The sequence below is a fragment of the Rhodoligotrophos sp. CJ14 genome (assembly GCF_038811545.1).
Classification (GTDB): Bacteria; Pseudomonadota; Alphaproteobacteria; order Rhizobiales; family Im1; genus Rhodoligotrophos; species Rhodoligotrophos ferricapiens.
In genome coordinates this window covers 2,735,904-2,758,333 of record NZ_CP133319.1, presented here as the reverse complement: position 1 = coordinate 2,758,333, position 22,430 = coordinate 2,735,904, and the positions used below count along the sequence as shown (strand labels likewise).

Below are 22,430 nucleotides of genomic sequence, written 5' to 3'. Positions count from 1 at the left end.
CGGTCGAGAATGGCGACGTCGCGGCAATGGAATGCTGGCCCGCAATCTCCGCTCGCTTGGTCACTTCGTCAGCGGGCAACCGCTTTCCTTGGCGGTCAAGAACGCCTGAGCGCCCGGCACCACCGCGATCAGCTTGTAGTAGTCCCAAGGCTTCTTCGACTCTGAAGGCCTCTTCACCTCGAACAGGTACATATCGTGCACCATGCGGCCATTGGCCAGCACCCTGCCTTTGGCAAAGGCGTCGTCGACCGGCAGCTCTTTCAGCTTCTTGGTGACTGCCTCGGAGTCGCTGGTGCCAGCAGCCTTCACCGCCTTCAAATAGCTCAGCGTTGCCGAATAGGTGCCGGCTTGGTTCATGTTCGGCATCCGTCCGGTGCGCTTGAAAAATCGTTCAGAGAAAGCACGGCTGCGGTCGTCGCGGTCCCAATAAAAACCTTCGGTCAGCACCAGACCTTGCGCTGCTTCGAGGCCGAGGCCGTGAACCTCGGAGAGCGTCATCAGGAGGGCAGCGAGCTTCTGGCCCTGCCGAAAGATGCCGAACTCGGCCGCCTGCTTGATCGAATTCGTGGTGTCCTGGCCGGCATTGGCGAGGCCGATGATTTTCGCCTTCGAGCTCTGAGCCTGCAGCAGGAAGGAGGAGAAATCCGATGAATTCAGCGGCACACGAACCGAGCCGACCACCTTGCCGCCGGCATGGGTGACGATCTCGCTGGTGTCCTGTTCCAGCGCATGGCCGAACGCGTAGTCGGCGGTGAGAAAGAACCAGCTATGGCCGCCCGCCTTCACCAGCGCGCCGCCGGTACTGACCGCAATCGCGTGGTTGTCGTAAGCCCAGTGAAAGCTGTACGGCGTACAGGCATCACCAGTGATGCGCGAAGTTCCTGAGCCGACTACAATATCAATCTTCTTCTTTTGCTTGGAGAGCTCCTGCACCGCCAGCGCGACCGTTGACGTCGTCAGCTCGGTGATCATGTCGACGCCCTCGGCATCATACCAGCGCCGCGCGATCGAGACAGCGAGATCGGACCTGTTCTGGTGATCGGCGGTGACCAGCTCGACCTTATGGCCGAGCACCTGGCCACCGAAATCCTCGATGGCCATCCGCGCGGCTTCGACCGAATATTTGCCGCCGTAGTCGGCATAGACGCCGGACTGGTCGTTCAGGATGCCGATCTTGATGCCTTGCGCCGACGCCGGGGCCGCTAACGACAGGGTGCACGCCGCAACCGCGGCGAAAAATCCCGATTTCACCATTATGGCCTCCCGCTAGTCTTTCTCAGGAAAGATCGATGCGCCATCATCCTACTTCCCGACCCTCGTCCATCTATTTCGGTCAAGGCACTAGGATTGCCGTTCCGGGCCCGCAGCTTCGGACTCGGAATCCCGACGGGCCAACGGAACGCGTCTCGAAGGTGATGGAAATCGTGTTCCGCTTCATCGCGCATCTGTGTACCGCAACTCACTCCGCGGCCACCGCTGTCATCTGGGCCAGCTTGCCCTCGTTCTTACCTTCCGCGAGGTTGCGCACCACCATGTAGAAGATCGGCGTGAAGATCAGGCCAAACAGCGTGACGCCGAGCATGCCAAAGAACACGGCGACGCCGACTGCCTGGCGCATCTCCGAGCCGGAACTGGTCGAGACAACCAACGGCAGCACGCCGAGGATAAAGGCAAACGAGGTCATCAGGATCGGTCGAAGGCGAAGCCGGCAAGCCTCGATAACGGCCGCCCGCCGTGACTTGCCCTCGAGCTCGATGTCGCGCGCGAACTCAACGATCAGGATTGCGTTCTTGGCCGCAAGTCCGACCAGAACCACGAAGCCGATCTGGGTGAGGATGTTGACGTCCTGGCCCATGATGCGCACGCCGATAGTGGCGGCGAACACACACATCGGCACGATCAAAATGACCGCGAATGGCAGTGTCCAGCTCGCATATTGCGCCGCCAGCACTAGGTAGACGAACAGCACGCAGATCGGGAATACGTACAGGCCGGCATTACCGCCGGTCACCTGTTGATAGGACAAATCGGTCCATTCGAAGGAAAAGCCGCTCGGCAGTGTTTCGTCGCCGAGCTTCTTGATGGTCTCGAGCGCCGTCGTCGAGCTCACGCCCGCTGCCGGTTCACCCTGTATTTCAGACGCCGGGTAAAGATTATAGCGCGCGACGCGGTCCGGTCCTGAGATGTCCCTGAAGCTCACGACGCTTCCGAGCATCACCATATTGCCGGCGGTATTACGGGTACGCAGCCGAGCGAGATCGGCAGTCTCCTTGCGGTACGGCAGGTCGGCCTGTGCCGTGACGTGATAGGTGCGTCCGAACAGGTTGAAGTCGTTGACATAGGTGGAGCCGAAGTAAGTCTGGATCGTGTCATTGACGTTTGCGATCGGGACGCCGAGCTTTTGTGCCTTAACGCGATCGATATCGACGAACAGCTGTGGCGTGTTGGCAGAGAACGGTGAGAATACCGAGGTGAGATCTGGCGATTTACGTGCGGCGACCACCAGTTCGTCGGTCGCCGCTGCCAGCGACTCGGGACCGCGCCCTCGTCGATCCTGGACGCGGATCGCGAAGCCGCCGCCGGTGCCAATACCCGGCACTGCTGGCGGCGGAATGACGATGACGGACGCGCCCTGAATCACCGAGAGTCGCTTACGCAATTCGGCCGTGATCGCATTCGCCGATAATCCCTTTCTCAGCCGTGTCTCCTGGTCATCGAACACCGGAAACAATGCCGCGGAGTTGGCCGCCTGCGTATATGTTGCACCGTTGAAGCCGATGAAGGCACCCATGCGGACGATACCTGGCGTATCCAGCACGATTCGCTCGATCTCGCGAACCACTGCGGTGGTCCGCGCCAGCGATGCGGCACCTGGCAATTGCGCTGAGATGATGAGATAGCCGCGGTCCTGCGCAGGAATGAAACCTTGCGGGGTGGTGGCCAAAAGCCAGCCGGTGCTACCGATCAGCGCGAGATAAATAACGACCATCACCGCCGTATGGCGGATCACAAGGTCCGCGGCAGCGGCGTAGCCGCGCGCAAGGCGATCGAAAACCCGGTCGAATGCGGCGGTGAAGCCGTCCCAGCCTCGCGCGATGATGTTCCAGCGCGTCGGCGGGCGCTTCTCCTCATGCGGAGCAAGGATCAACGAGGCAAGTGCAGGCGACAGCGTTAGCGAGCAGAAGCATGAGATTGCCGTGGCGACCGCAATGGTGACGGCGAATTGCCGGAAGAACTCTCCGGAAATGCCGCCCAGAAAGGCCGTCGGCACGAACACCGCGCAAAGCACCAGCGCGATGGAGACCAGCGCGCCGCCGACTTCCTCCATGGTCTTGAGTGCCGCCTCGCGTCGGCTCATGCCATGTCGGAGATGTCGCTCGACATTCTCGACGACCACAATGGCGTCGTCGACCACAATGCCGACCGCGAGAACCAGGCCGAACAGGGTCAAATTATTGATCGAGAATCCGAGGGCGGCCATCACCGCGAAGGTACCGACCAGCGACACTGGGATCGCGATGATGGGGATGATCGCGGGACGCCACCCCTGCAAAAACATCAGCACCACGATGACAACGAGCGCCATCGCCTCGTAGACCGTTTTGATCAGCTCATGAATTGATTGAGCGATGAATTCGGTCGGATTGTAGCCGATATTGTAGTCGAGCCCCTTCGGAAAGCTCGCCTTCAGCCTTTCCATGGTGTTTTTGATGTTTTTGGCGATCTCGAGCGCGTTCGATCCGGGTCGCTGAAACACCAACATTGCGACCGCCGATTTGCGCAATATGCGGCTGCCGGTGCCGTAGGACAGCGCACCGAGCTCGATGCGGGCGACGTCACGAAGCCGCACGATACGACCATCGGAGCCGGCTTTCACCACGATGTCCTCGAACTCCCCGATATTTTTGAGACGACCAGTGAAGACGAGGTTCGGCTGGAACGCACGATCGGCGATCGGCGGCTCCGCGATCTGGCCGCCTGCAATCTGCAGGTTCTGCGCACGGATCGCAGCCAGCACCTCGCTCGATGTCAGACCGATATTGGCAATCCGGTCAGGATCGAGCCACAGCCGCATCGAGTACTCGCGCGCGCCGGCCATCTGAATTTCGCCAATACCATCGATCCGCAAAAGCTGATCGCGGACCTGCAGCAATGTGTAGTTGGAGATGTATAGCTGATCGAATGTGTCGTCGGGCGACAGCATGAACACGGCCATCAGGTTGTCGGGCGAGTTCTTGCGCGTGATGACACCGTTGCGCTGCACTTCCTCGGGCAACCGCGGCTCGGCGATCGCGACGCGGTTCTGCACCAGCACCTGGGCCTTGTCGAGGTCGGTGCCGAGCTTGAAGGTTACGGTGATTCTGAGTTGGCCGTTGGAGCTCGCCTGACTGTAGAGATACAGCATGTCCTCAACGCCGTTGATCTCCTGCTCTATCGGGGCGGCGACGGTGTCAGATACGGTTTGCGCCGAGGCGCCGGGATATTGGGTGGTGACCGTGACGGTTGGCGGCACCACCTGCGGATATTCCGAGACCGGTAGCGTCGGATAGGCAATCGCGCCGACGATCACGAGCACGATCGACAACACCATCGCGAGAATGGGCTGGTTGATCGAAAGCCTGCCGAGATTCATGGTTTGGCACCTGCCGGCTTGTCGCCTGCCGGAGCTTGCGCCAATTCGGGTGCCACCTTGGCGCCCACTCGGGCGCGCTGCAGCCCGTCCACGATGATGCGATCTTCCAGCTTGAGACCTTCGCGAATCACACGCAACCCTTCATCGAGCGGCCCGAGCACAACTGGCCTTGCCTCCACCGTGTTGTCTTCCTTGACCACGAACACGATCTTGCGCGACTGATCGGTGGCGATGGCGGTGTCCGGGATCAGCAGCGCCTCGTAGGGCGAGGAGGCGATGATCCGGACCCGGCCGAACTGACCGGGCAGGATCGAAAGGTCCTTGTTCGGGATGATCGCGCGGATACTCAGCGTCGCAGTCGAGCCGTCCAGACGATTGTCGATGAAGTCCATCGTCCCCTCGTGCGAGGGTTTTGGCTCGCCGGCCAGCGCCACCTGCACCGCGCTCGGCCTCTCGCGCGAGCTCGGCCGCAGCCCTTCGGACCACCACAGCCGGCTGCTATGCCGATAGGTCACCTCGTCCACGTCGAAATAGATGTAGATCGGATCGAGTGATACGATCGAGGTCAAGAGCGTTGCGCCGCCCTCGCTGCCCTGGACGAGATTGCCCGGGGTCACCAGATGACGACTGACGCGACCGGTGATCGGCGCCACCACATGGGCGAATTCGACATTGAGCTGCGCGGCCGTCAGCGCGGCTTTGGCCTGAATCTCGGCTGCACGCGCCGCCTGAAGCGCCTGACGGCGCTGATCGACGGCTTGCTCGGAGACCACACTGGTCTGCACGAGGTTCAGTGCGCGGTCCAGATCCCGCTTGGCAAGCTCACCCTTGGCACGCGCGTCGGCAAGCTGCCCCTCAGCTTCTAGTGCGACCGCTTCGAACGGGCGCGGATCGATGACGTAAAGCAGATCACCAGCTTGGACGATCGCACCGTCCTTGAACTCTACCCGGTCGATAAAGCCGCCGACCCGGGCACGGACTTGAACCTCCTCGATCGCCTCGAAGCGACCTGTAAATTCGTCCCAATCGGTGATGGTCCGTTTGACCGGTTGCGCCACCGTCACCGGCGGGGGAGGCGGGACCGCCTGCGATTGCGCCTCCTCGTTGCAGCCCGCGAGCGCCAGCGCCAACAGCATAGCGATCGGTGCGCCGCCGCATGGTGCAAGACGGCGAAACGAACCGCGATCGCGCCGGATTGCCGGAGCCGGATGCTCCGTTCTGTCAATCGCGCTCAATTTGTCTTCCCTAGAACCTAGTATGTTGCAGTTGATTTGGATGGGTCGAGATCATGGTCCGCGTCGGTCGCGCCACCCAAAGTCTCGATACGACGCCGTTTGGAGAGTACTTTGCGCCACTGGCGAGGGAAATTACCTCTCGCCATGGAGTCGATAGACGATCGTTATTGCCGCTCGTCGCGCCGCGGCATGCCTGACCTCTTCGCGGTAATTAGGTCCGCTCGAGCGCGTCCTCGCGGAAGGAAGCGCCAGATTTCCCACCACAGTGTGCCAAGCGGCTTTCAGCCATTCCGATAACGGTCGGCTATCGACTCCATGGTGAAAGGTGATTTTCTTTCATTCAGTCGAAGTCCCAAGCTTGAGGGAGATGCCGCAGGCTGATGTACAGGCGGTACCAGTCATTCGCCGCGTTGTTCCTTAGCCGCGCCAGTCAATAGGAGACCTTCGCTTGGTTCTACCTACCGATACGACAGTAGCAGTCGCTTACGGCGAGACGCTCTCCCGGGTCGGCGACAGGATCACCGACAAATCAGCACCGCCCAGTGACAGCGCTGTCCGCGACTGGATTGGGCCGAAGACTTTCGAGTATTGGACCGAGCTGCGGGACTGGATCGAGGCGTTCTACCCCGGCGTCTTCGCGCCGGATTGGCTGTATGGGGGCAAGAAACGCGGTTGGTCCCTGCGCTACAAGAAGACCAAGGCGTTCTGCACTTTCCTGCCGGAATACAGACAGTTTTCGGTTGTCGTCGTCATGGGGAGGGCAGAGCGAGAGAAGTTCGAGTCGCGTCGCTATGCCTGGCGGCCGCAGCTGGTCAAGCTCTACGATGAAACCAAAACATACATTGACGGGAAATGGCTGACAGTTGCGATCTCTTCCGCAGACGACCTGCATGATGTGACGGAGCTTCTGACTATCAAGCGGCCCTCCACGGTCACGCGGTCGGATGTCGCGTAGAATGCTATCCAACAGGCGCCGCAGAGCGACGGCACGCAAGTATCTGGAGCGGCCGCGTTTATGCGGGAGCGTCGACAGGAGACCTTCGGTTGATTCTACCTACTGGTACGACAGTGGCAGTCGCCGACGGTGAGACGCTACGCCTTTTCCACAATACAGGCGTGAAACCCGGGGTGCATTTGGTCGAGATAACGCCGGGTGCGCTTGCGCCTGTAAACGCGGGATCGGGGGCGCGCCACCACACCGGCTCCGCCAATCCCGACGACAAGCGGGTAATAAAGGAGGATTTCGTCGCGGCGACGGCTGCGTTCCTCAACACGCTGAGCTTGGACGGGACCATAGAGCATTTGGTCCTTGTCACCGATCCGAGGACGCTGGGAGAGATGCGCAAGCTTCTCGACCGCGACCTGAAAGGCAAGATCATTGGCGAGCTGGCGAAGGACTTCAGCCGGCGGTCGCTTGAGGATATTGCCTCATTGATCGCGAATGCCTGACGCACATCCTGACGTGCTCGAGCGACCGGGTGTCCTTTTCCGAATGGCATCGTTTCGATAGCCGGGGGTGATTGGACCGTCGACTTTCGCCGGCCTACTTTCGTTTGCCTGCGAGGAGGCGACGGATGAAAGCGATCGTGGTGACGGATCAGGCGGCGGGAACAGCCGGGATGAAGCTCGTGGACCGGCCCGAGCCGGAAGCAGCGATTAACGATGTCGTCGTTCAGGTCTATGCCTCCAGCTTCACCTCGGGTGAGCTGACCTGGCCCTCGACCTGGACTGATCGTCTCGGCCGCGAGCGCATTCCGGTTATTCCCGGGCAGGAGCTGGCCGGAGTGGTCACAGCGCTCGGCTATGGCACCCGAGGGCTGTCGGTCGGACAGCGCGTATTCGGTCTAACAGACTCATACCGCGGGGGCAGCCTCGCGGAATATATCGCCATCGAGACGCGCAACCTCGCGCCGCTGCCGGGCGACGTCGACTTCACGGTGGCCGCAGGCGTGGCGATGCCTGGGCTGACCGCCTGGCAGGGGCTGATCGAGCATGGTCAGCTTCAGTCCGGGCAGAGCGTGCTCGTGCACGGCGCGGCCGGCGCGGTCGGTTCGATGGTGACACAGCTCGCACGTGAGCTCGGCGCCTACGTCATCGGCTCCGGACGCGCTGCTGACCGTCATAAGGCGCTGGAGTTCGGCGCACAGGAGTTCGTCGACCTCGAGAACGATGTCCTTGAAGACATTGGCTCAGTTGATCTGGTTTTCGACGTCATCGGCGGCGATATCGGGATGCGCTCCGCACGCTTGATTAGAGCCGGAGGAAAGCTGGTGACCATCGCCGGGCCGACTGAGGCGCGGCCCGCTGACGGCTTGACGATCGATTTCGTTGTCCTGCCCAATCGCACCCAACTGAGTGAGATCATCGAGCGAGTTCGTGCAGGACGGCTGCGGACGAACATCGGCAAGATCGCGACCCTCGACGATGCCGTCGCTGCCTTCAATCCGACCCAGCGGATCAGCGGGAAGACGATCATCCGCGTTCGTCAATGAGACTGGCATCGCGACGGCACTCTTGCAGAGTCTGTGGCGATGGAAGCACGAAACCCGCGCGCCGGATCCTGTGAGGTCGGTGCAGATGCCGGACGGCCATCATAACGCCCGGCTATCGTTTCCATGGCGCGACGTCATTTCCCATTCGCCGCAACGAATTTCATGCTTGGCCAATACACCTTGCTCATTCGGCACATGACAGTTTAGCGTTTTGTGCGGAGCGACGTTTCTCTTACCACTGACGGAGGAAGTTCGCCATGGTCACTCGTGGTTTCACAGGCCGCCCATCCGGCTCGGACCTATCGGACCGAATTCCCCCGGGACAGCATCTCGTCGACAATTTCCCGGTGCTTACCGCCGGCCCCACGCCAAGGATCGAACCCACGGACTGGACTTTCACGCTCAAGATCGGCCCTCGTCCGGTCAAAATCTGGAGCTGGTCGGAGTTCAACGCCCTTCCTCGAAGCAAGATGACACGAGACATTCACTGCGTAACCTCGTGGTCAAAGCTCAATACTGCCTGGGAGGGCGTGACCATTGACGACATTCTCGCGGATGCCGGCCTTAGCGCGCCCACTCCGTTCGTGCTCGCGCATTGCTACGACGGATACTCCACAAACGTGCCGCTTGCGGATCTTGTGACGGGAAAGGCGATGGTCGCTCTCAACTACGAAGGTCAGCCGCTGCCGCGTGATCACGGAGGGCCGGCGCGCCTGGTGGTGCCGCATCTCTATTTCTGGAAATCGGCAAAGTGGGTGAACGGGCTTCAGTTCACCAATCGTGATGAACCCGGTTTCTGGGAGCTGCGCGGATACCACGTGTATGGCGACCCGTGGCGTGAGCAGCGCTATACGAATGACTGATGTGTTTGCCGCGACGGCGCGCTGGCAGAGCTGCACGATTGTCGAGATCGCGGCGAGAACGCCGACCATCAAAAGCTTCTTTTTCCGCCTGACGGAACCGTTCGATTACAGAGCCGGCCAACACGTCGATATCCGCCTTACTGCGCCTGACGGCTACACGGCCATACGCAGCTACTCGATTGCATCGGCCCCGAGCGGTTCGGACGTGATCGAGCTTGCGATCGAGCGCCTCGTGAACGGTGAGGTCTCGCCGTTTTTCCACGACATCGCCGAGGTCGGAGACACGATCGACCTTCGCGGGCCGCTTGGCGGACACTTCCTCTGGCCTGAGCCGACCGAGAAGCCTGTGCTCTTGATCGGCGGGGGTTCCGGCCTCGTGCCGCTCATGGCTATGATCCGGTACAGGAAAGCCAGCGCCGAACCCGTACCCGTTGCGCTGTTGCTCTCCTCCAGGACGTGGGCCGACGTGCTGTTCAGGGACGAGCTTCTCGGGCTTGAGACGTCGTTGCCCGACTTCGCACTCGCCCTGACGCTGACGCGCGAGCCGGCGGTGCGCGGCAGCGACTTCAGCAGGCGGATCGACGCGGCGATGGTCGCCGACGTCGCGGCGCGGCTGCCTGTCTCTCCCGGCGGCGTCTTTGTGTGTGGATCGAATGCCTTCGTCAACATAGCGGCGGATGCCGCACTCGCATTGGGACTGGATTCCAGGTTGATCAAGACCGAACGCTACGGCGCTTGAAAGACCATGACTGTCGCTTGCTGCTCTAGATCGCTTTCAGAGGTTCCAGAAAGCGTGTCCGAGCGTCCAAACCAGTAGACCCGGCCTTCCAACGCATACGTGCAAGTGGCATCTCTCCCGTTGTTGCAGCGGGCCCGATACGCCGTCGAGCGCATTGCCTCGCCAGTATAAGTCGGCAGCAACTTGACGGAGAAAACACATGGAACTTCATCAAGTTCGCTATTTTCTCGCCGTCGCGTCCACGCTCAATTTCACGCGCGCGGCCGAGCAGTGCAATGTCACCCAGCCCGCCTTGACCAAGGGGGTACAGAAGCTTGAGCAGGAGCTCGGCGGCCAGTTGATTTACCGCGAGCGCCAGCTCACACAGCTTACCGACCTTGGAAAGGAAGTCCTTCCGATGTTGGAACGCACATTGGCTTCGGCGGAGGCAGTGCGTCGCCGAGCCCAAGAGTTCAAACGCAAGGAGGTCGCCCCATTGAGGATCGGCCTCGCCCCCTCCATCTCGGCGTCGCTTGTCCTCGATCCGATAGTGGAGATCGCGAAGTTCGTGCCCGGGCTCCATGTCGAGCTGCGCGAAGGTGTAGCGGAGAAGCTCGTCGATCTCTTGCTGGAGGGAGAGATTAACGCCGCCATGGTCGGGGATGTGCAGGACATGCCCGCTCGCATCGACGGCTGGACGCTGTTCGAAGAGCGTTATGTCGCGGTTCTCGCGCCAACGCACCAGCTCGCAAATCGTCCCTCGATCGGCATCGACGACCTCCGAGACACCATCTTGCTGGATCGCGCCGGATGCGACGTTGCTCCAAAGATCAAACAGACCTATTTCCCAAAGGAGCCGCCCCATTTGGGGCACTGCAGCGCTCATGAAATTCACCTGCAGCATATGGCGGCGGCTGGCTTTGGCGTGATGCTCGCACCCGAGCACATGCCGCGCCTACCAGCGCTCAAGACCATCCCGCTTGAAGGAGATCAGGTCTCGCGGGAAGTCCGATTGCTGGCCGTGCAGGGCCGCCGCTACTCGCCGGCGCTGGACGCTTTCGTCAAGGTCGCGCGACTTCGCGACTGGTCAACTGATCTTCCCCACCGCGGCGTGCCACACGCGAAGCTAGCGCAAGGCGCGGGGCGCGCCGGATGACCGCAACACTCATGCCGCCGGCCAACCGGCATCATCCAACCGAGCCGCAGCGTGACGTCCGACCGATGAAAAACCAGACCGACAAGACACTGGCCCAAATTCGCTCGGAGCTGTTGACGACGTTCAACGCCGCGGACTGGGAGTCATACAACCACCTCGTAGGTTGGCTTCGCGAAACAGGCGTAGCATCGTATGCATTGAAGGTCGGAGACATCGCCCCGGATTTCCTCCTTCCGGACGCTGATGGCCGTCTCCACTCCTCCGAAGAATTGCGCCATGACGGGCCCCTCGTCCTGAGTTTCTTCAGAGGCGGCTGGTGTCCATTCTGTACCGCCGAGTTGTGCGCGCTGCAGGCCGCGAAAGATGAGTTCGAGAGCGTCGGGGCAACCCTCGCCGTGGTAACGCCCGAGACAAGGGACTTCCCGCGCCAGCTCAAGCAGAGCCTGGGCCTGGACCTGAAGGTGCTCTCCGACGTGGATTACGGCGTTGCCGTATCCTATGGCGTATTGTTTCGAGTGCCCGACGAGACGAAGGCGCACTATTCCGCACTCGGTTTCGACTTTGGTGCGCGGCACGGCTCGCCGGTCTGGATGCTGCCCATTCCCGCAACTTACGTCATCGATACGGAGGGTCGGATCCGTAGCGCGTTCGTCGAACCGGATTTCACGATACGGGAGGAGCCGGCGCAAATCTTGGAATCGCTGCGCCAAGTCGCTTCCAAGTCCTAGCCGAAATGGCGAGACGGTGCACCGCTGCTCAAGACTTTGGAAGGTCGGGAACAAACCCGCGAACAAACGCCACGACTTTCTCAACCGACATTTCGCAGGGCCGCAGAGACGTCTCTCCCGAGTTCAGCCGGTAAAGGTTGAAGCTGATCAGATCGCCACCTGCGAGCGCTCGCGCGAACAGACTGGTCCGCTTTCCATCACGAGACGTCCGCACCGTGACACCGTATCGCAGACCCTTATATACGCCTTCGCTGTAGCCGCTCTGAATCGCGGCGAGCGCCGATTCGAAGTCCTATTCCAAAGATTCAGACCTTTCGATGGGCCAGTGCATTGGTCGCGACAGATTGAAACACTTTCAGCTTCGATCCTCATGGCATCGTTTTGATAGCCGGAGGTCATTAGACGCTCGCCTAGCCCATACTCTATCTTCAAGGCAGAATAAGCATGATCGGTACGGAGGGCGTCCCCCGAACCACTCCTGCATTTGAGGATGTCGGGGCCGTCGAGCTGTATGCCGAGAACCGGAGTGGCGGGGCGTGGTTTAGTATCGCCGTCTGGCCATATCGGTTGGGCACCAATTCCGGCCGCAAGGACATTGGTGGGCCGGAGCAACAAGGAGACCGTCATGCTTCCCACCAGATTGCTCGGAATTGTCGCGGCGCTGGCGATCACGGTGTCTGTGGCCAACGCGCAGGTCGTCGTTTCGTCCAAAATCGACACAGAGGGTGGGCTACTCGGCAACGTCATCAGCCAAGTGCTGCAGGCCAACGGCGTTGCAGTGACTGAAAAAATCCAGCTCGGCGGCACTCCGGTGGTGCGCCAGGCGATCATTGCCGGCGAGATCGACATCTACCCAGAATATACCGGCAACGCCGCGTTTTTCTTCGAAAAGGCCGACGATCCGCTCTGGACCGACGCCGCCAAGGCCTATGGTGAGGCCAAGAAGCTTGATTACGAGGCCAACAAGATCGTCTGGCTGACCCGCGCACCGGCCAACAACACCTGGGCCATCGCCGTTCGCAAAGATGTCGCCGAAGCCAACAATCTCACAACCTTCTCCGAGCTCGGCGCCTATATCGCCGGCGGCGGCGAGTTCAAGCTGGCCGCCTCGGCAGAATTCGTCTCCTCCCCGGCCGCGCTGCCGAAATTCCAGGAAGTCTACGGCTTCACCCTTAAGCCGGAGCAGCTGGTGACGCTGTCGGGCGGCGACACCGCCGCGACCATCGCCGCAGCCGCCCGGAAGACTAACGGCGTCAACGCCGCCATGGTCTACGGCACTGATGGCGGCATCGCTCCTTCGGGACTCGTGGTGATGGCCGACGACAAAGGCGTGCAGCCGGTCTACGAGCCCGCCCCGATCATCCGTGAATCCGTGCTGCAGGCGAACCCGCAGATCGAGGAGCTGCTGAAACCTGTGTTCGAGAAGCTCGACCTCGCCACGCTCCAGGAGCTCAACGGCCGCATCCAGGTCGGTGGTGAAGCCGCCAAGGATGTCGCGATCGACTGGCTGACCCAGAGCGGCTTCCTGAAGTAAGCCGCTCTTATCAATTGCATTTTGGGGTGGGCAGGACGACGGTCCACCCCTAATGTCTGGCCATGCGACTTGATCTGCTTATCTTGACGTGACCGACATGTCCGCGACCGCTCTCCGCCGCGTCCGAGTCGACAAGCTCGGCGTGCTCATCGCCGCCATCGCCGGTATCGCCACTTTCCTTCCGTTCTCCGCCTTCCGCGCCAATCGCATCGTGATCGGCGAGAACAAAGGGCTGTTCGCCGCGCTCCCTGACTGGGAGGCCGCGCTCCTCAGCCTCGCCATCGCCGCCTGCATCCTCGTCGGGCTTTTCAAGACCCCGGTGCTGTGGCGCCTCGCAGCCAGCCTCGCGCTCCTCGCGGTGCTGTTCATCGCCATCGGGCACGCCGGCACCTTCCTCACCCCGGAAGGCGACCGCATCGCCCGCGTCTCGCCGGGCTCCGGCTTTTGGCTTTTGATCTTCGCCTTCGCGCTGCTCGCCGCCGACGCCATCGTGCGGCTGGAGCTTTCCCCTCTCATGCGTATAGGCGTCCTCGCGGCGGTCGCGATCTTCTTTGCCGGGCTCCTCGCCTCCGGCACGCTCAACGATCTCTCGATCCTGCGCGAATATGCCAATCGCGGGGCTACCTTCTGGCGTGAGGCCCAGACCCACCTCGCCCTCGCGCTCGGCTCGCTCGCCGTGGCGACAGTGGTCGGTGTGCCGCTTGGCATCCTGCTGCACGGCAGACCGGCTTGGCGTGACCCGGTGCTTAACGTGCTCAATGTCGTCCAGACTATCCCCTCAATCGCATTGTTTGGCCTTCTGATCGCGCCGCTCGCATGGGTCGCCGCAAATGTGCCGCTTGCCGCTGCGATCGGCATTTCCGGCATCGGTGCCGCGCCGGCCCTGGTGGCGCTCTTCGCCTATTCGTTGCTGCCGGTCGTCGCCAACACGGTAGTCGGTCTCGAGAACGTGCCATCCGCCGCTGACGATGCTGCCAAGGGCATGGGCATGACCGATTGGCAGCGGCTGATCGGCGTGCAGCTGCCGCTATCCTTTCCTGTGATCCTCACCGGCATCCGCATCGTTCTCGTTCAGAATATCGGCATTGCCACCATTGCCGCACTGATCGGAGGCGGCGGTTTTGGGGTCTTCGTGTTCCAGGGCATCGGCCAGACCGCGATGGACTTGGTACTGCTTGGCGCCTTGCCCACCGTGGCGCTAGCTTTCGCCGCCGCCATCGTGCTCGACGCTATCGTTGAGATGGTCTCAACCAGGGAAGAACGTCGTGATTGAGATTCAGGGGCTGACCAAGAATTATAACGGGCTGCTCATCGTCGATCAGGTATCCTTCACGGTCAATGGCGGCGAGATCGCGGCTGTGGTCGGCACCTCCGGGTCGGGAAAGACGACGCTGCTGCGCATGATCAACCGGCTGATCGAACCGACCTCCGGCACCGTGCGAATCAACGGCAAGGACACTCGCGCGGTGCCGGCTCATATTCTGAGGCGCAGCATCGGCTATGCTATCCAGGGGCATGGACTTTTCCCTCACCGCACGGTCGCGGAGAATATCGCCACCGTGCCCAAGCTCATAGGCTGGGACAAGGCCAGGATCGATGCTCGCGTCGACGAGCTGCTGGAGCTGTTCCAGCTGCCGCCGGCGCAGTTCCGCGACCGCTTGCCGAACGCCCTCTCCGGCGGCGAGCAGCAGCGCGTCGGCGTTGCCCGTGCCCTCGCCGCCGAGCCCAGCGTGCTGCTGATGGACGAGCCCTTCGGAGCGCTCGATCCGATCATCCGCGGTAAGGCGCAGTCGGACCTGCTCGCAATCCAGAAGCGGTTCGGCACCACCATCGTGATCGTCACGCACGATATGGAGGAGGCGATCCACCTCGGCTCGCGCATCGCCGTGATGGACAAGGGCAGGCTCCTGCAATACGCGCCGCCTGCGGAAATCATCGCCAAGCCGGCAACGCCCTTCGTGGCAGAGCTGATCGGCGGCGACCGTCCGTTCCGGCTGCTCTCCTTGCTAAAGGTCGGGGAGCTGGTTGAAGCCGGCCCGGCTGACGGCGAGCCGATTGGCGTTGATGCGAGCCTGCGCGACGCCTATGCCCAGCTCTTATGGACCCGCCGCGACATGCTGCCCGTAGCCGACGAGACCGGCACCGTGATCGGCCGTATCCGGCGCGACGACATCGCCCTGCGGGCCGAACAACCGCGATGAGGCCCGGGCTGATCATAAGGCTGGTCGTCCTCGCGCTGCTCGTCGCCTTCGTGGTGACGCCACAGAGCTTTGCGTGGGTGTTCCAGCCGCTGACCCAGCACACCCAGCCGGCCATCTACACGCAGAACTCGCTGCTCAACCTCACACTCAGCCACCTCACCATCGTCGCCATCGCCACCGTAATTGCGACCGTTATCGCCATCGGGCTCGCCGTGCTGGTGACGCGACCCTTCGGCGCCGAATTCCTGCCGCTCAGCCGCTCGATCGCCAATATCGGCCAGACCTTTCCGCCGGTCGCGGTATTGGCATTGGCCGTGCCGGTCCTTGGCTTCGGCGCAGCGCCGACGCTGGTCGCGCTGTTTCTCTACGGCCTTTTACCGATTTTCGAGAACGCGCTGACCGGGCTCACCAGCCTGCCTCCTACCATCACCGAGGCGGCGCGCGGCGTGGGCATGACCGAAGGGCAGCGCCTATTCGGCATCGAGCTGCCGCTCGCCACGCCGGTGATCCTTGCCGGTATCCGCCTCTCGGTGGTGATCTCGATCGCCACCGCCACCATCGGCTCGACTGTCGCCGCGTCGACACTGGGCGAGGTGATCATCGCGGGTCTGCTCTCCAATAACCTTGCCTTCATCGCGCAGGGCGGGCTTGTGGTGGGAATTATGGCAGTGCTGATCTACGACGCGCTGTCGGCGCTCGAAGGTCGGCTGATGCGCCGCACGGGGCAGAGCAAACGGGCATGATGCCATCACGTATGGCCGACTTCGGACGAACATCGCCCATATCTCGACCCTCGAGGATGCCGCCTCCGCCTTCAACCGGTGAGGACTCGATGAGGGCCGGTGGTTCCCGTCCTCCTCGTCGTCACGAATAGCCGCCACTCTGCTGGCTGAGGTTGCCGAGGTAGTCACGCTTGCCGACCTGGGCGCCCAGGTGTCGAAGGATCGCGTGCGCGATCGCGACGTGAAAGAAGAAGTCTGGGATCACGAGGTGCCGGATGTAATCGTCGCCGCCATACCAGCCATGCGCAATCGTCGGCTTTATATCATAAGTATGGGTCTGGGCGCTGTTGAGCATGTTTGGCTCAATCGCCTGTAGGAAACCACGCGTCTCCAGCAGACGACCCTTCAGTGCCGGATACGTCATCGCGGGCTCGACCGGGGCCGGCAGATCGCGCTGCATGAGCTTGGACATATGCGCCTCCACCTTGTTGCAAGATATGCTGGACTGCTTGCCGAAGGACAACATGTCCGGTGCGAGCGCAGCTTGCAGCACCTCGCCCGGCGCGAGGCCTCTTGAGCGCTCGAGCCTCTGGGCGTGGTCGAGGTAGTCGTCGTGAACTCTGAGGCCATGCAGCATGGCCGGAACGGTGATCTCGTAGACTGAAAAGGACATGGCGACCTCGCACGACAGACCGTGGGTGAAGCGATAATACGCTTGAAGGCCATGCCTGAGGCGTATCGTTACGATAACGCCCTGCAATGGGCGCAGGTCGTGAACTCGGCCCTTGCCAACCCTCCGCGTCAGGCCTTCTCGCAGCGTTGGAGTCCGGTCGACGGCATCGATTCCATAGCCGAAGGTCATTAGACGATCGCGTTTCGGCGATCCTATTTTGGCCTCATCGGCATAAAGCGAAACACTCTTGTACGCCAACCTGTCCCTTCACCCATGGGACCGAGCGGCAACGCCAGCGCGACGAGGCAGTCCGCTGGATCTCGTGTGACTGTCAGTAAATCAGTATTGCGGAGACTAGAATGCCAAGAGCTACAGCTCTGAAACCCGACCAGGTGCCGGCGCATTCCAAACCGACTCTCGATGCGTTCACCAAGAGCATCGGGTTCACCCCGAATATGATGGCGACATTCGCGCAGAGCCCGATCGCGTTCAACGCCTGGGCCACCTTGCTCGGCTCTTTGAGCAAGGCGCTCGACGTGAAGACGCGTGACAGCATCGGCCTTGCTGTTTCCGAAGTGAATGGCTGCAACTACTGCCTGACGGTTCACAGTTTCACGGCCGAGCATATGGCCAAGCTGCCGGCCAATGAAATCATGCTTGCTCGGAAGGGGCATGCGAGCGATCCCAAGCGCGATGCCGCGGTCCAGTTCGCACGCAAGGTCATCGAGACCCGCGGCAAGGTCAGTGATGCCGATGTGAAGGCGGTCCGCGATGCCGGCTACACGGATGCGAACGTCATGGAGATCGTCGCGCTGGTGGCCATGTATTCTCTGACAAATTTTTTCAACAACGTGTTCGATCCCGAGCAGGATTTTCCCGCCGTTGCGCCGGCTGGCTCGGTCTGAGCCCTGTCCCGCCCGCATCGACCGACCCTCGAGCCGCCTTGGAGGCGGGTGATGCGAGCGTTTGTACAGTCATTGGGACCGATCGCATGAACATTCTCCATATTGATTGCAGCCCGCGCCCAGAATCGCACAGCCGCCAGCTCTCAGCCGCGATCGTCGCGATGCTTCTTGAGCACATGCCTGGCGCGAGCGTAAGACGGCGAGACCTTGGTTCCGATCCTCTGCCGCATGCCGCGCCTGATTATGCGACCACGCTGTCGTCGCCGGCCACGTTGGCGGCGCCACTGGAGGGTGCGCTCGATCTTTCGGAGATGCTTATCCGGGAAGTCGAGTCAGCCGATGGGATTGTCATCGGCACGCCCATGCACAACCTCACGGTTCCGTCGGTATTCAAGGCGTGGATCGACCAAATCCTACGCGCCGATCGCACCTTCATGTCCACGCCGGCTGGGAAGGTGGGCATGCTGCGCGACCGTCCGGTGTTTATCGGCGTGGCTTCCGGTGGCACCTTTAGCGGCGATCGAGCTAACCAGCCGGATTTCCTCACGCCGTATCTATCGGTGGTGCTGGGCTCCATTGGCCTGAAAACTCTGCAATTCTTCCCGTTGCAGGCCACGGCATTTCTCGCTGAGGACCAGGCCACATTCGCGAGGGCGAAAGCGCTCGCGGCAATCGACCTGACGGTCCTGGCGAAGGCCCCATGTCCGGCGACATAAGGAGCGCTGCCCATGAAAGTCGTTGTCATCGGCGGAACTGGCTTGATTGGCTCGAAGACCGTCGCCCTTCTGCGCGAGAGCGGCCACGAGGTCGTCGCCGCGTCGCCCAAATCTGGCGTCAACACCGTCACTGGCGAAGGGCTCGCAGGAGCCATGGCCGGCGCGCAGGTTGTAATCGACGTTTCCGACCCGCCGTTATTCGACCGAAGCATAGTGTTGTATTTCTTCGAGACCTCCGGCCGAAACCTCGTCGCGGCGGAGACCGCGGCGGGCGTTCGCCACCATGTCACGCTATCCATCGTGGGAACCGACAGCGTCCCCGACCAAAGCTATTACCGCGCTAAGGTCGCGCAAGAGAAACTGGTCGAGGCGTCCGGTATCCCCTACACGATCATCCGCTCGACCCAGTTCCTGGAATTCCTCGGCGCGATCGCCGATGCGAGTACGGATGGAACCATGGTCAGGATAGCCCCGAGCCTGCTTCAGCCCATCGCGGCCGACGACGTAGCAGCCATCGTCACCGAAGTGGCCTTGGATAATCCGCGAAATGGGATCGTCGAGATCGCGGGCCCGGAACGGGCGGAGTTCAACGAGATCATCGCTCGCTATTTGAAGGCTGTCGGCGACCCGCGGAACGTCGTGAAAGATCCCGAAGCTCGATATTTCGGCGGACGACTCCAAGAAAAGTCGCTCGTACCTTTAAGCGAGGCGCGTCTCGGCCGCCTCAATCTCGAAGAGTGGTTACGCCGCTCGCACAAGAACCCTGGTCATGCACCGGCGGTCGCGTCAACTCCGCGCGCCGCGGCGCCGACGATCAGCAAACCCAAGCAATGACGGCTACGGTTCGCCCGCGGGAATCGCATGTTTAGCCAGGGGTAGAGCGCGGCAGCCACTTTGGCTAGGAGGAGTTACTCTCGATGAAGGGCAGCGCCAGCGCGCAGGCCGTTGGTCATCGAAACGATAGTCGCGACGCATTGGACACTTTGGCTCGCGTATCCATCTTGTATGGCAGGATTTCAAAGGAGAAAACTATGGCAGCGTACACCAAAACAGAAGCTGCGATCGCGAGGCTGTCGCCTGAGGAATATCGGGTGACCCAGCAGAGTGGAACCGAGCGTCCAGGAACCGGTGCCCTTCTCCACAACAAAGAACCAGGCATTTACGTCGATATCGTCTCAGGTGAACCGCTGTTTGCATCGTCGGACAAATATGAGTCGGGCTGTGGATGGCCGAGCTTTACCAAGCCGATCGAACCCGCAAACATCAAGGAGTTGCGCGACACCAGCCACGGTATGGTCCGTACGGAAGTGCGTTCGAGGCATGGCGATAGCCATCTCGGCCACGTTTTCCCTGACGGACCAAGCGATCGCGGAGGCCTGCGTTACTGCATCAATTCCGCTTCGCTGCGCTTCGTGCCGCGCGACGAGATGGTGGAGCAGGGCTATGGTGAATATCTCAACCAGGTGGAGGACATCTCATGACGACCGAACGCGCAGTTCTGGCCGGTGGCTGCTTTTGGGGCATGCAGGACCTCATCCGCAAGCTGCCGGGCGTGATCTCGACCCGGGTCGGGTATACAGGTGGTGACGTGCCGAATGCGACCTATCGCAACCACGGCACGCATGCCGAGGCGATCGAGATCATCTTCGATCCCTCGCAGATCACCTATCGCCGATTGCTCGAATTCTTTTTCCAGATCCATGATCCGACGACGCTCAACCGTCAGGGAAACGACCGTGGCACGAGCTACCGCTCGGCGATCTATTTCACCAGCGATCAGCAGAAGGCCATTGCGCTCGATACGATCGCAGACGTTGATGCGTCGGGATTATGGCCTGGAAAGGTCGTCACCGAAGTCGAACCAGCCGGTGATTTTTGGGAGGCGGAGCCCGAGCACCAGGACTATCTCCAGCGTATTCCGCACGGATATACCTGTCATTTTCCACGTCCGAACTGGGTGTTGCCGCACAGAGGCGGCGCTGCCGCCTAGCAAATCTGCGGCTCGAGGCGCGACGCCGCGAGCCGCTGACGGAGGAATCGTGGAGATGGGAATTGCGGGGCTGTCTGCACCAGAGCTCGAACCATCAGGAAATTGGCCTCGCAGCAGATCGCCTCATCAAGCACTTCGGCGGCTCGTCGCATGATCAGGAGGGAGTGAATCGCGATCGATCCTGGTTCACTCGTCAATGAGATCGGGGGAGCCAACGCGCTGGCCCGTTCAGCCAACCCTCGGAGAGTTGGCGCACCCGACACGATTCGAACGTGTGACCTCTGCCTTCGGAGCAAGCTAGAGAGTCCTACGCGAAAACGCGATAGGGCACGCCATGCTACGCTATCCCACTAAAACGATTGAAGAATTTGCAATGAGCGTTTTGTCGGGCTTATCCTGGCGTACGCCCCGACTTCGCTCCGGCTGCTTACGCTGTGCTTACGCGAACAATGGGCCTGAATTGGAGAAGGCCCATGACTAAGCTTACGAAGAGAGTCGTCGATGCCGCTGAAGTCCGCGGCAAGGATTACGTCATCTGGGACGACGAATTGCCCGGCTTCGGTCTGCGCGTGTTCGCGTCGGGCAAGCGCAGCTACATCATTCAATACCGATCCGCAGGTCGCTCGCGACGTTACACCATTGGCCTGCATGGTGTGTGGACGGCGGAAGGAGCGCGACAGGAAGCGAAAGCGCAGTTGGGCCGCGTTGCGCGAGGCGACAATCCTGCAGAGGAACGGCAACTCGATCACAAGGCAATCACCGTCAAGGAGTTGTGTGACCTGTACCTCCGAGATTTGGAGGCCGGTCTTATTCTCGGCAAGGGAGATCGCCCGAAGAAGCCCAGCACGATCGTCACGGATACCGGACGCATCCATCGTCACATCATTCCGCTCATCGGTACGCGGCGAGTCAAAGACCTTGCGAAAGCCGACATCAACAAGGTCCTGAAGGACATCATGGCGGGGAAGACCCGTGTGTCGGTCAAGACCAAAAAGCTTCGCGGGAAGGCCATCGTACGTGGCGGCGCCGGCACGGCCACGCGGACCGTCGGTCTGCTCGGCGGCATCCTCACTTATGCCGTGGAGGCGGGAATCATCGAGGCGAATCCGGCGCACGGGGTCCGGAAGCCGAAGGACAACGTTCGCAAACGCCGATTGACCGAGGCTGAGTATCGAACGCTCGGCGCGATCCTTCAGGAGGCCGCGAAGGACGAGAGATATGAGATGACAGTAGAGATCATCCGCCAGATCGCTCTCACTGGGTGCCGCCGCTCGGAGATGCTCTCATTGCGGTGGGAGGAGGCTGACACAGAAGCGAGCTGCCTGCGGTTGATCGACAGCAAGGAAGGCGCCTCGGTCAGGCCGATCGGTCTTCCGGTTGTCGACTATCTGGAGAGCCGCAGGACCGAAAATGCGGGGACCTACGTTTTCCCCGGCCAAGGCGATGACAATCCTTTCGGCAGCTTCCCCAATCACTGGAAGAAGATCTTCGAAGATACATTACTTTCTGACATTACCCCGCACGTCCTGCGGCACAGCTTCGCAAGTATCGCAAACGACCTCGGCTTTACCGAGGTTACGATTGCGGCCTTGGTCGGACATGCCAAAGGCTCTGTCACGAGCAAATATATTCATACGCTCGACACCGCGCTGATCATGGCGGCGGACACGATCTCTGGCTACATCGGGGGACTACTCGATGGCGTGGAGTTCAAGCAAACCGACTATGCACTCGATCGCGATTCCCGGAAGGCGGCTCTTGCCCGCTTCCTTCGCAAGGCCGTTGGCGGGAGGCCTCAAGATTTGAAGGAAGAGTCGCGCCTCGCGGCGTAGTTCTGTGGCTTGCCCATAGTCTCCATCACGAA

General features: G+C 61.3%; 21 protein-coding genes. 17 read left to right on the top strand and 4 right to left on the bottom strand.

What is annotated here, in order from left to right; genetic code table 11:
* Nucleotides 1-60: 60 nt before the first annotated feature.
* From RCF49_RS12835 to RCF49_RS12825, 3 genes are all read right to left on the bottom strand, one after another.
* Nucleotides 61-1,251, bottom strand: coding sequence for an ABC transporter substrate-binding protein (locus RCF49_RS12835; protein WP_432807402.1), 1,191 nt, complete (start codon nt 1,249-1,251; stop codon nt 61-63).
* Nucleotides 1,252-1,459: 208 nt separating this feature from the next.
* Nucleotides 1,460-4,633, bottom strand: a complete 3,174-nt coding sequence (locus tag RCF49_RS12830) for an efflux RND transporter permease subunit (protein WP_342640275.1) — start codon at nt 4,631-4,633, stop codon at nt 1,460-1,462.
* Nucleotides 4,630-5,829, bottom strand: coding sequence for an efflux RND transporter periplasmic adaptor subunit (locus RCF49_RS12825; RefSeq protein ID WP_432807401.1), 1,200 nt, complete (start codon nt 5,827-5,829; stop codon nt 4,630-4,632). Before RCF49_RS12825 ends, RCF49_RS12830 begins: the two co-directional genes overlap by 4 nt.
* Before the next feature lie 487 nt (nt 5,830-6,316).
* On the opposite strand from RCF49_RS12825, the gene RCF49_RS12820 reads away from it, so the two are divergent.
* The 11 genes from RCF49_RS12820 to RCF49_RS12770 all read left to right on the top strand — a co-directional run bounded on the left by RCF49_RS12820 (nt 6,317) and on the right by RCF49_RS12770 (nt 16,303).
* Nucleotides 6,317-6,823 carry a DUF3788 domain-containing protein gene (locus RCF49_RS12820; RefSeq protein ID WP_342640274.1) on the top strand — a complete coding sequence of 169 codons (507 nt, stop codon included), beginning with the start codon at nt 6,317-6,319 and terminating at the stop codon, nt 6,821-6,823.
* An 89-nt stretch (nt 6,824-6,912) separates the two neighbouring features.
* On the top strand, nt 6,913-7,317 hold the full coding sequence (locus RCF49_RS12815; protein WP_342640273.1) for a host attachment protein: 405 nt from the start codon (nt 6,913-6,915) through the stop codon (nt 7,315-7,317).
* A gap of 125 nt (nt 7,318-7,442) precedes the next feature.
* Nucleotides 7,443-8,360 (top strand): NADP-dependent oxidoreductase, encoded by a 918-nt coding sequence (locus tag RCF49_RS12810; protein ID WP_342640272.1) that lies wholly within the window; start codon nt 7,443-7,445, stop codon nt 8,358-8,360.
* A 257-nt stretch (nt 8,361-8,617) separates the two neighbouring features.
* Nucleotides 8,618-9,223, top strand: coding sequence for a sulfite oxidase-like oxidoreductase (locus tag RCF49_RS12805; RefSeq protein WP_342640271.1), 606 nt, complete (start codon nt 8,618-8,620; stop codon nt 9,221-9,223).
* Nucleotides 9,216-9,962: a ferredoxin reductase gene (locus RCF49_RS12800; protein WP_342640270.1), complete on the top strand. Its 747-nt coding sequence runs from the start codon at nt 9,216-9,218 to the stop codon at nt 9,960-9,962. The genes RCF49_RS12805 and RCF49_RS12800 overlap by 8 nt, the downstream gene beginning before the upstream one ends.
* A 199-nt stretch (nt 9,963-10,161) precedes the next feature.
* The gene (locus RCF49_RS12795; protein ID WP_342640269.1) at nt 10,162-11,097 is read left to right on the top strand and encodes a LysR family transcriptional regulator; all 936 of its coding nucleotides are present in this window, start codon (nt 10,162-10,164) and stop codon (nt 11,095-11,097) included.
* Nucleotides 11,094-11,825, top strand: a complete 732-nt coding sequence (locus RCF49_RS12790) for a peroxiredoxin-like family protein (RefSeq protein ID WP_342640268.1) — start codon at nt 11,094-11,096, stop codon at nt 11,823-11,825. Before RCF49_RS12795 ends, RCF49_RS12790 begins: the two co-directional genes overlap by 4 nt.
* A 625-nt stretch (nt 11,826-12,450) precedes the next feature.
* Nucleotides 12,451-13,359, top strand: a complete 909-nt coding sequence (gene osmF, locus RCF49_RS12785) for a glycine betaine ABC transporter substrate-binding protein OsmF (protein ID WP_342640267.1) — start codon at nt 12,451-12,453, stop codon at nt 13,357-13,359.
* Between the two features lie 97 nt (nt 13,360-13,456).
* On the top strand, nt 13,457-14,632 hold the full coding sequence (locus tag RCF49_RS12780) for an ABC transporter permease (protein ID WP_342640266.1): 1,176 nt from the start codon (nt 13,457-13,459) through the stop codon (nt 14,630-14,632).
* Nucleotides 14,625-15,560: an ABC transporter ATP-binding protein gene (locus RCF49_RS12775; RefSeq protein WP_342640265.1), complete on the top strand. Its 936-nt coding sequence runs from the start codon at nt 14,625-14,627 to the stop codon at nt 15,558-15,560. The genes RCF49_RS12780 and RCF49_RS12775 overlap by 8 nt, the downstream gene beginning before the upstream one ends.
* Nucleotides 15,557-16,303 carry an ABC transporter permease gene (locus RCF49_RS12770; RefSeq protein ID WP_342640264.1) on the top strand — a complete coding sequence of 249 codons (747 nt, stop codon included), beginning with the start codon at nt 15,557-15,559 and terminating at the stop codon, nt 16,301-16,303. Before RCF49_RS12775 ends, RCF49_RS12770 begins: the two co-directional genes overlap by 4 nt.
* A 121-nt stretch (nt 16,304-16,424) precedes the next feature.
* On the opposite strand, the gene RCF49_RS12765 is transcribed toward RCF49_RS12770, so the two are convergent.
* The gene (locus RCF49_RS12765; protein ID WP_342640263.1) at nt 16,425-17,144 is read right to left on the bottom strand and encodes a DUF1993 family protein; all 720 of its coding nucleotides are present in this window, start codon (nt 17,142-17,144) and stop codon (nt 16,425-16,427) included.
* A 170-nt stretch (nt 17,145-17,314) separates the two neighbouring features.
* Here RCF49_RS12765 and RCF49_RS12760 point away from each other — a divergent pair, with 170 nt between their 5' ends.
* The 6 genes from RCF49_RS12760 to RCF49_RS12735 all read left to right on the top strand — a co-directional run bounded on the left by RCF49_RS12760 (nt 17,315) and on the right by RCF49_RS12735 (nt 22,398).
* Entirely contained in the window at nt 17,315-17,860 is a 546-nt protein-coding gene (locus RCF49_RS12760) for a carboxymuconolactone decarboxylase family protein (protein ID WP_342640262.1), read from the top strand.
* 86 nt (nt 17,861-17,946) lie between these two features.
* Entirely contained in the window at nt 17,947-18,576 is a 630-nt protein-coding gene (locus tag RCF49_RS12755; protein ID WP_342640261.1) for an FMN-dependent NADH-azoreductase, read from the top strand.
* Nucleotides 18,577-18,588: 12 nt separating this feature from the next.
* On the top strand, nt 18,589-19,410 hold the full coding sequence (locus RCF49_RS12750; RefSeq protein ID WP_342640260.1) for an SDR family oxidoreductase: 822 nt from the start codon (nt 18,589-18,591) through the stop codon (nt 19,408-19,410).
* A gap of 197 nt (nt 19,411-19,607) precedes the next feature.
* Nucleotides 19,608-20,057 (top strand): peptide-methionine (R)-S-oxide reductase MsrB, encoded by a 450-nt coding sequence (gene msrB, locus RCF49_RS12745; protein ID WP_342644194.1) that lies wholly within the window; start codon nt 19,608-19,610, stop codon nt 20,055-20,057.
* Nucleotides 20,054-20,566, top strand: a complete 513-nt coding sequence (gene msrA, locus RCF49_RS12740; protein ID WP_342640259.1) for a peptide-methionine (S)-S-oxide reductase MsrA — start codon at nt 20,054-20,056, stop codon at nt 20,564-20,566. The genes msrB and msrA overlap by 4 nt, the downstream gene beginning before the upstream one ends.
* A gap of 473 nt (nt 20,567-21,039) precedes the next feature.
* Nucleotides 21,040-22,398, top strand: coding sequence for a tyrosine-type recombinase/integrase (locus RCF49_RS12735; RefSeq protein WP_342640258.1), 1,359 nt, complete (start codon nt 21,040-21,042; stop codon nt 22,396-22,398).
* The last annotated feature ends 32 nt before the right edge of the window (nt 22,399-22,430 follow it).

What these genes read in the sequence shown, in the direction of transcription:
- RCF49_RS12830 (WP_342640275.1), bottom strand. Translation starts at nt 4,633, where the DNA reads ATGAATCTCGGCAGGCTTTCGATCAACCAGCCCATTCTCGCGATGGTG.
- RCF49_RS12810 (WP_342640272.1), top strand. Translation starts at nt 7,443, where the DNA reads ATGAAAGCGATCGTGGTGACGGATCAGGCGGCGGGAACAGCCGGGATG.
- RCF49_RS12805 (WP_342640271.1), top strand. Translation starts at nt 8,618, where the DNA reads ATGGTCACTCGTGGTTTCACAGGCCGCCCATCCGGCTCGGACCTATCG.
- RCF49_RS12800 (WP_342640270.1), top strand. Translation starts at nt 9,216, where the DNA reads ATGACTGATGTGTTTGCCGCGACGGCGCGCTGGCAGAGCTGCACGATT.
- RCF49_RS12795 (WP_342640269.1), top strand. Translation starts at nt 10,162, where the DNA reads ATGGAACTTCATCAAGTTCGCTATTTTCTCGCCGTCGCGTCCACGCTC.
- RCF49_RS12790 (WP_342640268.1), top strand. Translation starts at nt 11,094, where the DNA reads ATGACCGCAACACTCATGCCGCCGGCCAACCGGCATCATCCAACCGAG.
- osmF (WP_342640267.1), top strand. Translation starts at nt 12,451, where the DNA reads ATGCTTCCCACCAGATTGCTCGGAATTGTCGCGGCGCTGGCGATCACG.
- RCF49_RS12780 (WP_342640266.1), top strand. Translation starts at nt 13,457, where the DNA reads ATGTCCGCGACCGCTCTCCGCCGCGTCCGAGTCGACAAGCTCGGCGTG.
- RCF49_RS12770 (WP_342640264.1), top strand. Translation starts at nt 15,557, where the DNA reads ATGAGGCCCGGGCTGATCATAAGGCTGGTCGTCCTCGCGCTGCTCGTC.
- RCF49_RS12765 (WP_342640263.1), bottom strand. Translation starts at nt 17,144, where the DNA reads ATGACCTTCGGCTATGGAATCGATGCCGTCGACCGGACTCCAACGCTG.
- RCF49_RS12760 (WP_342640262.1), top strand. Translation starts at nt 17,315, where the DNA reads ATGCCAAGAGCTACAGCTCTGAAACCCGACCAGGTGCCGGCGCATTCC.
- RCF49_RS12755 (WP_342640261.1), top strand. Translation starts at nt 17,947, where the DNA reads ATGAACATTCTCCATATTGATTGCAGCCCGCGCCCAGAATCGCACAGC.
- RCF49_RS12750 (WP_342640260.1), top strand. Translation starts at nt 18,589, where the DNA reads ATGAAAGTCGTTGTCATCGGCGGAACTGGCTTGATTGGCTCGAAGACC.
- msrB (WP_342644194.1), top strand. Translation starts at nt 19,608, where the DNA reads ATGGCAGCGTACACCAAAACAGAAGCTGCGATCGCGAGGCTGTCGCCT.
- msrA (WP_342640259.1), top strand. Translation starts at nt 20,054, where the DNA reads ATGACGACCGAACGCGCAGTTCTGGCCGGTGGCTGCTTTTGGGGCATG.
- RCF49_RS12735 (WP_342640258.1), top strand. Translation starts at nt 21,040, where the DNA reads ATGACTAAGCTTACGAAGAGAGTCGTCGATGCCGCTGAAGTCCGCGGC.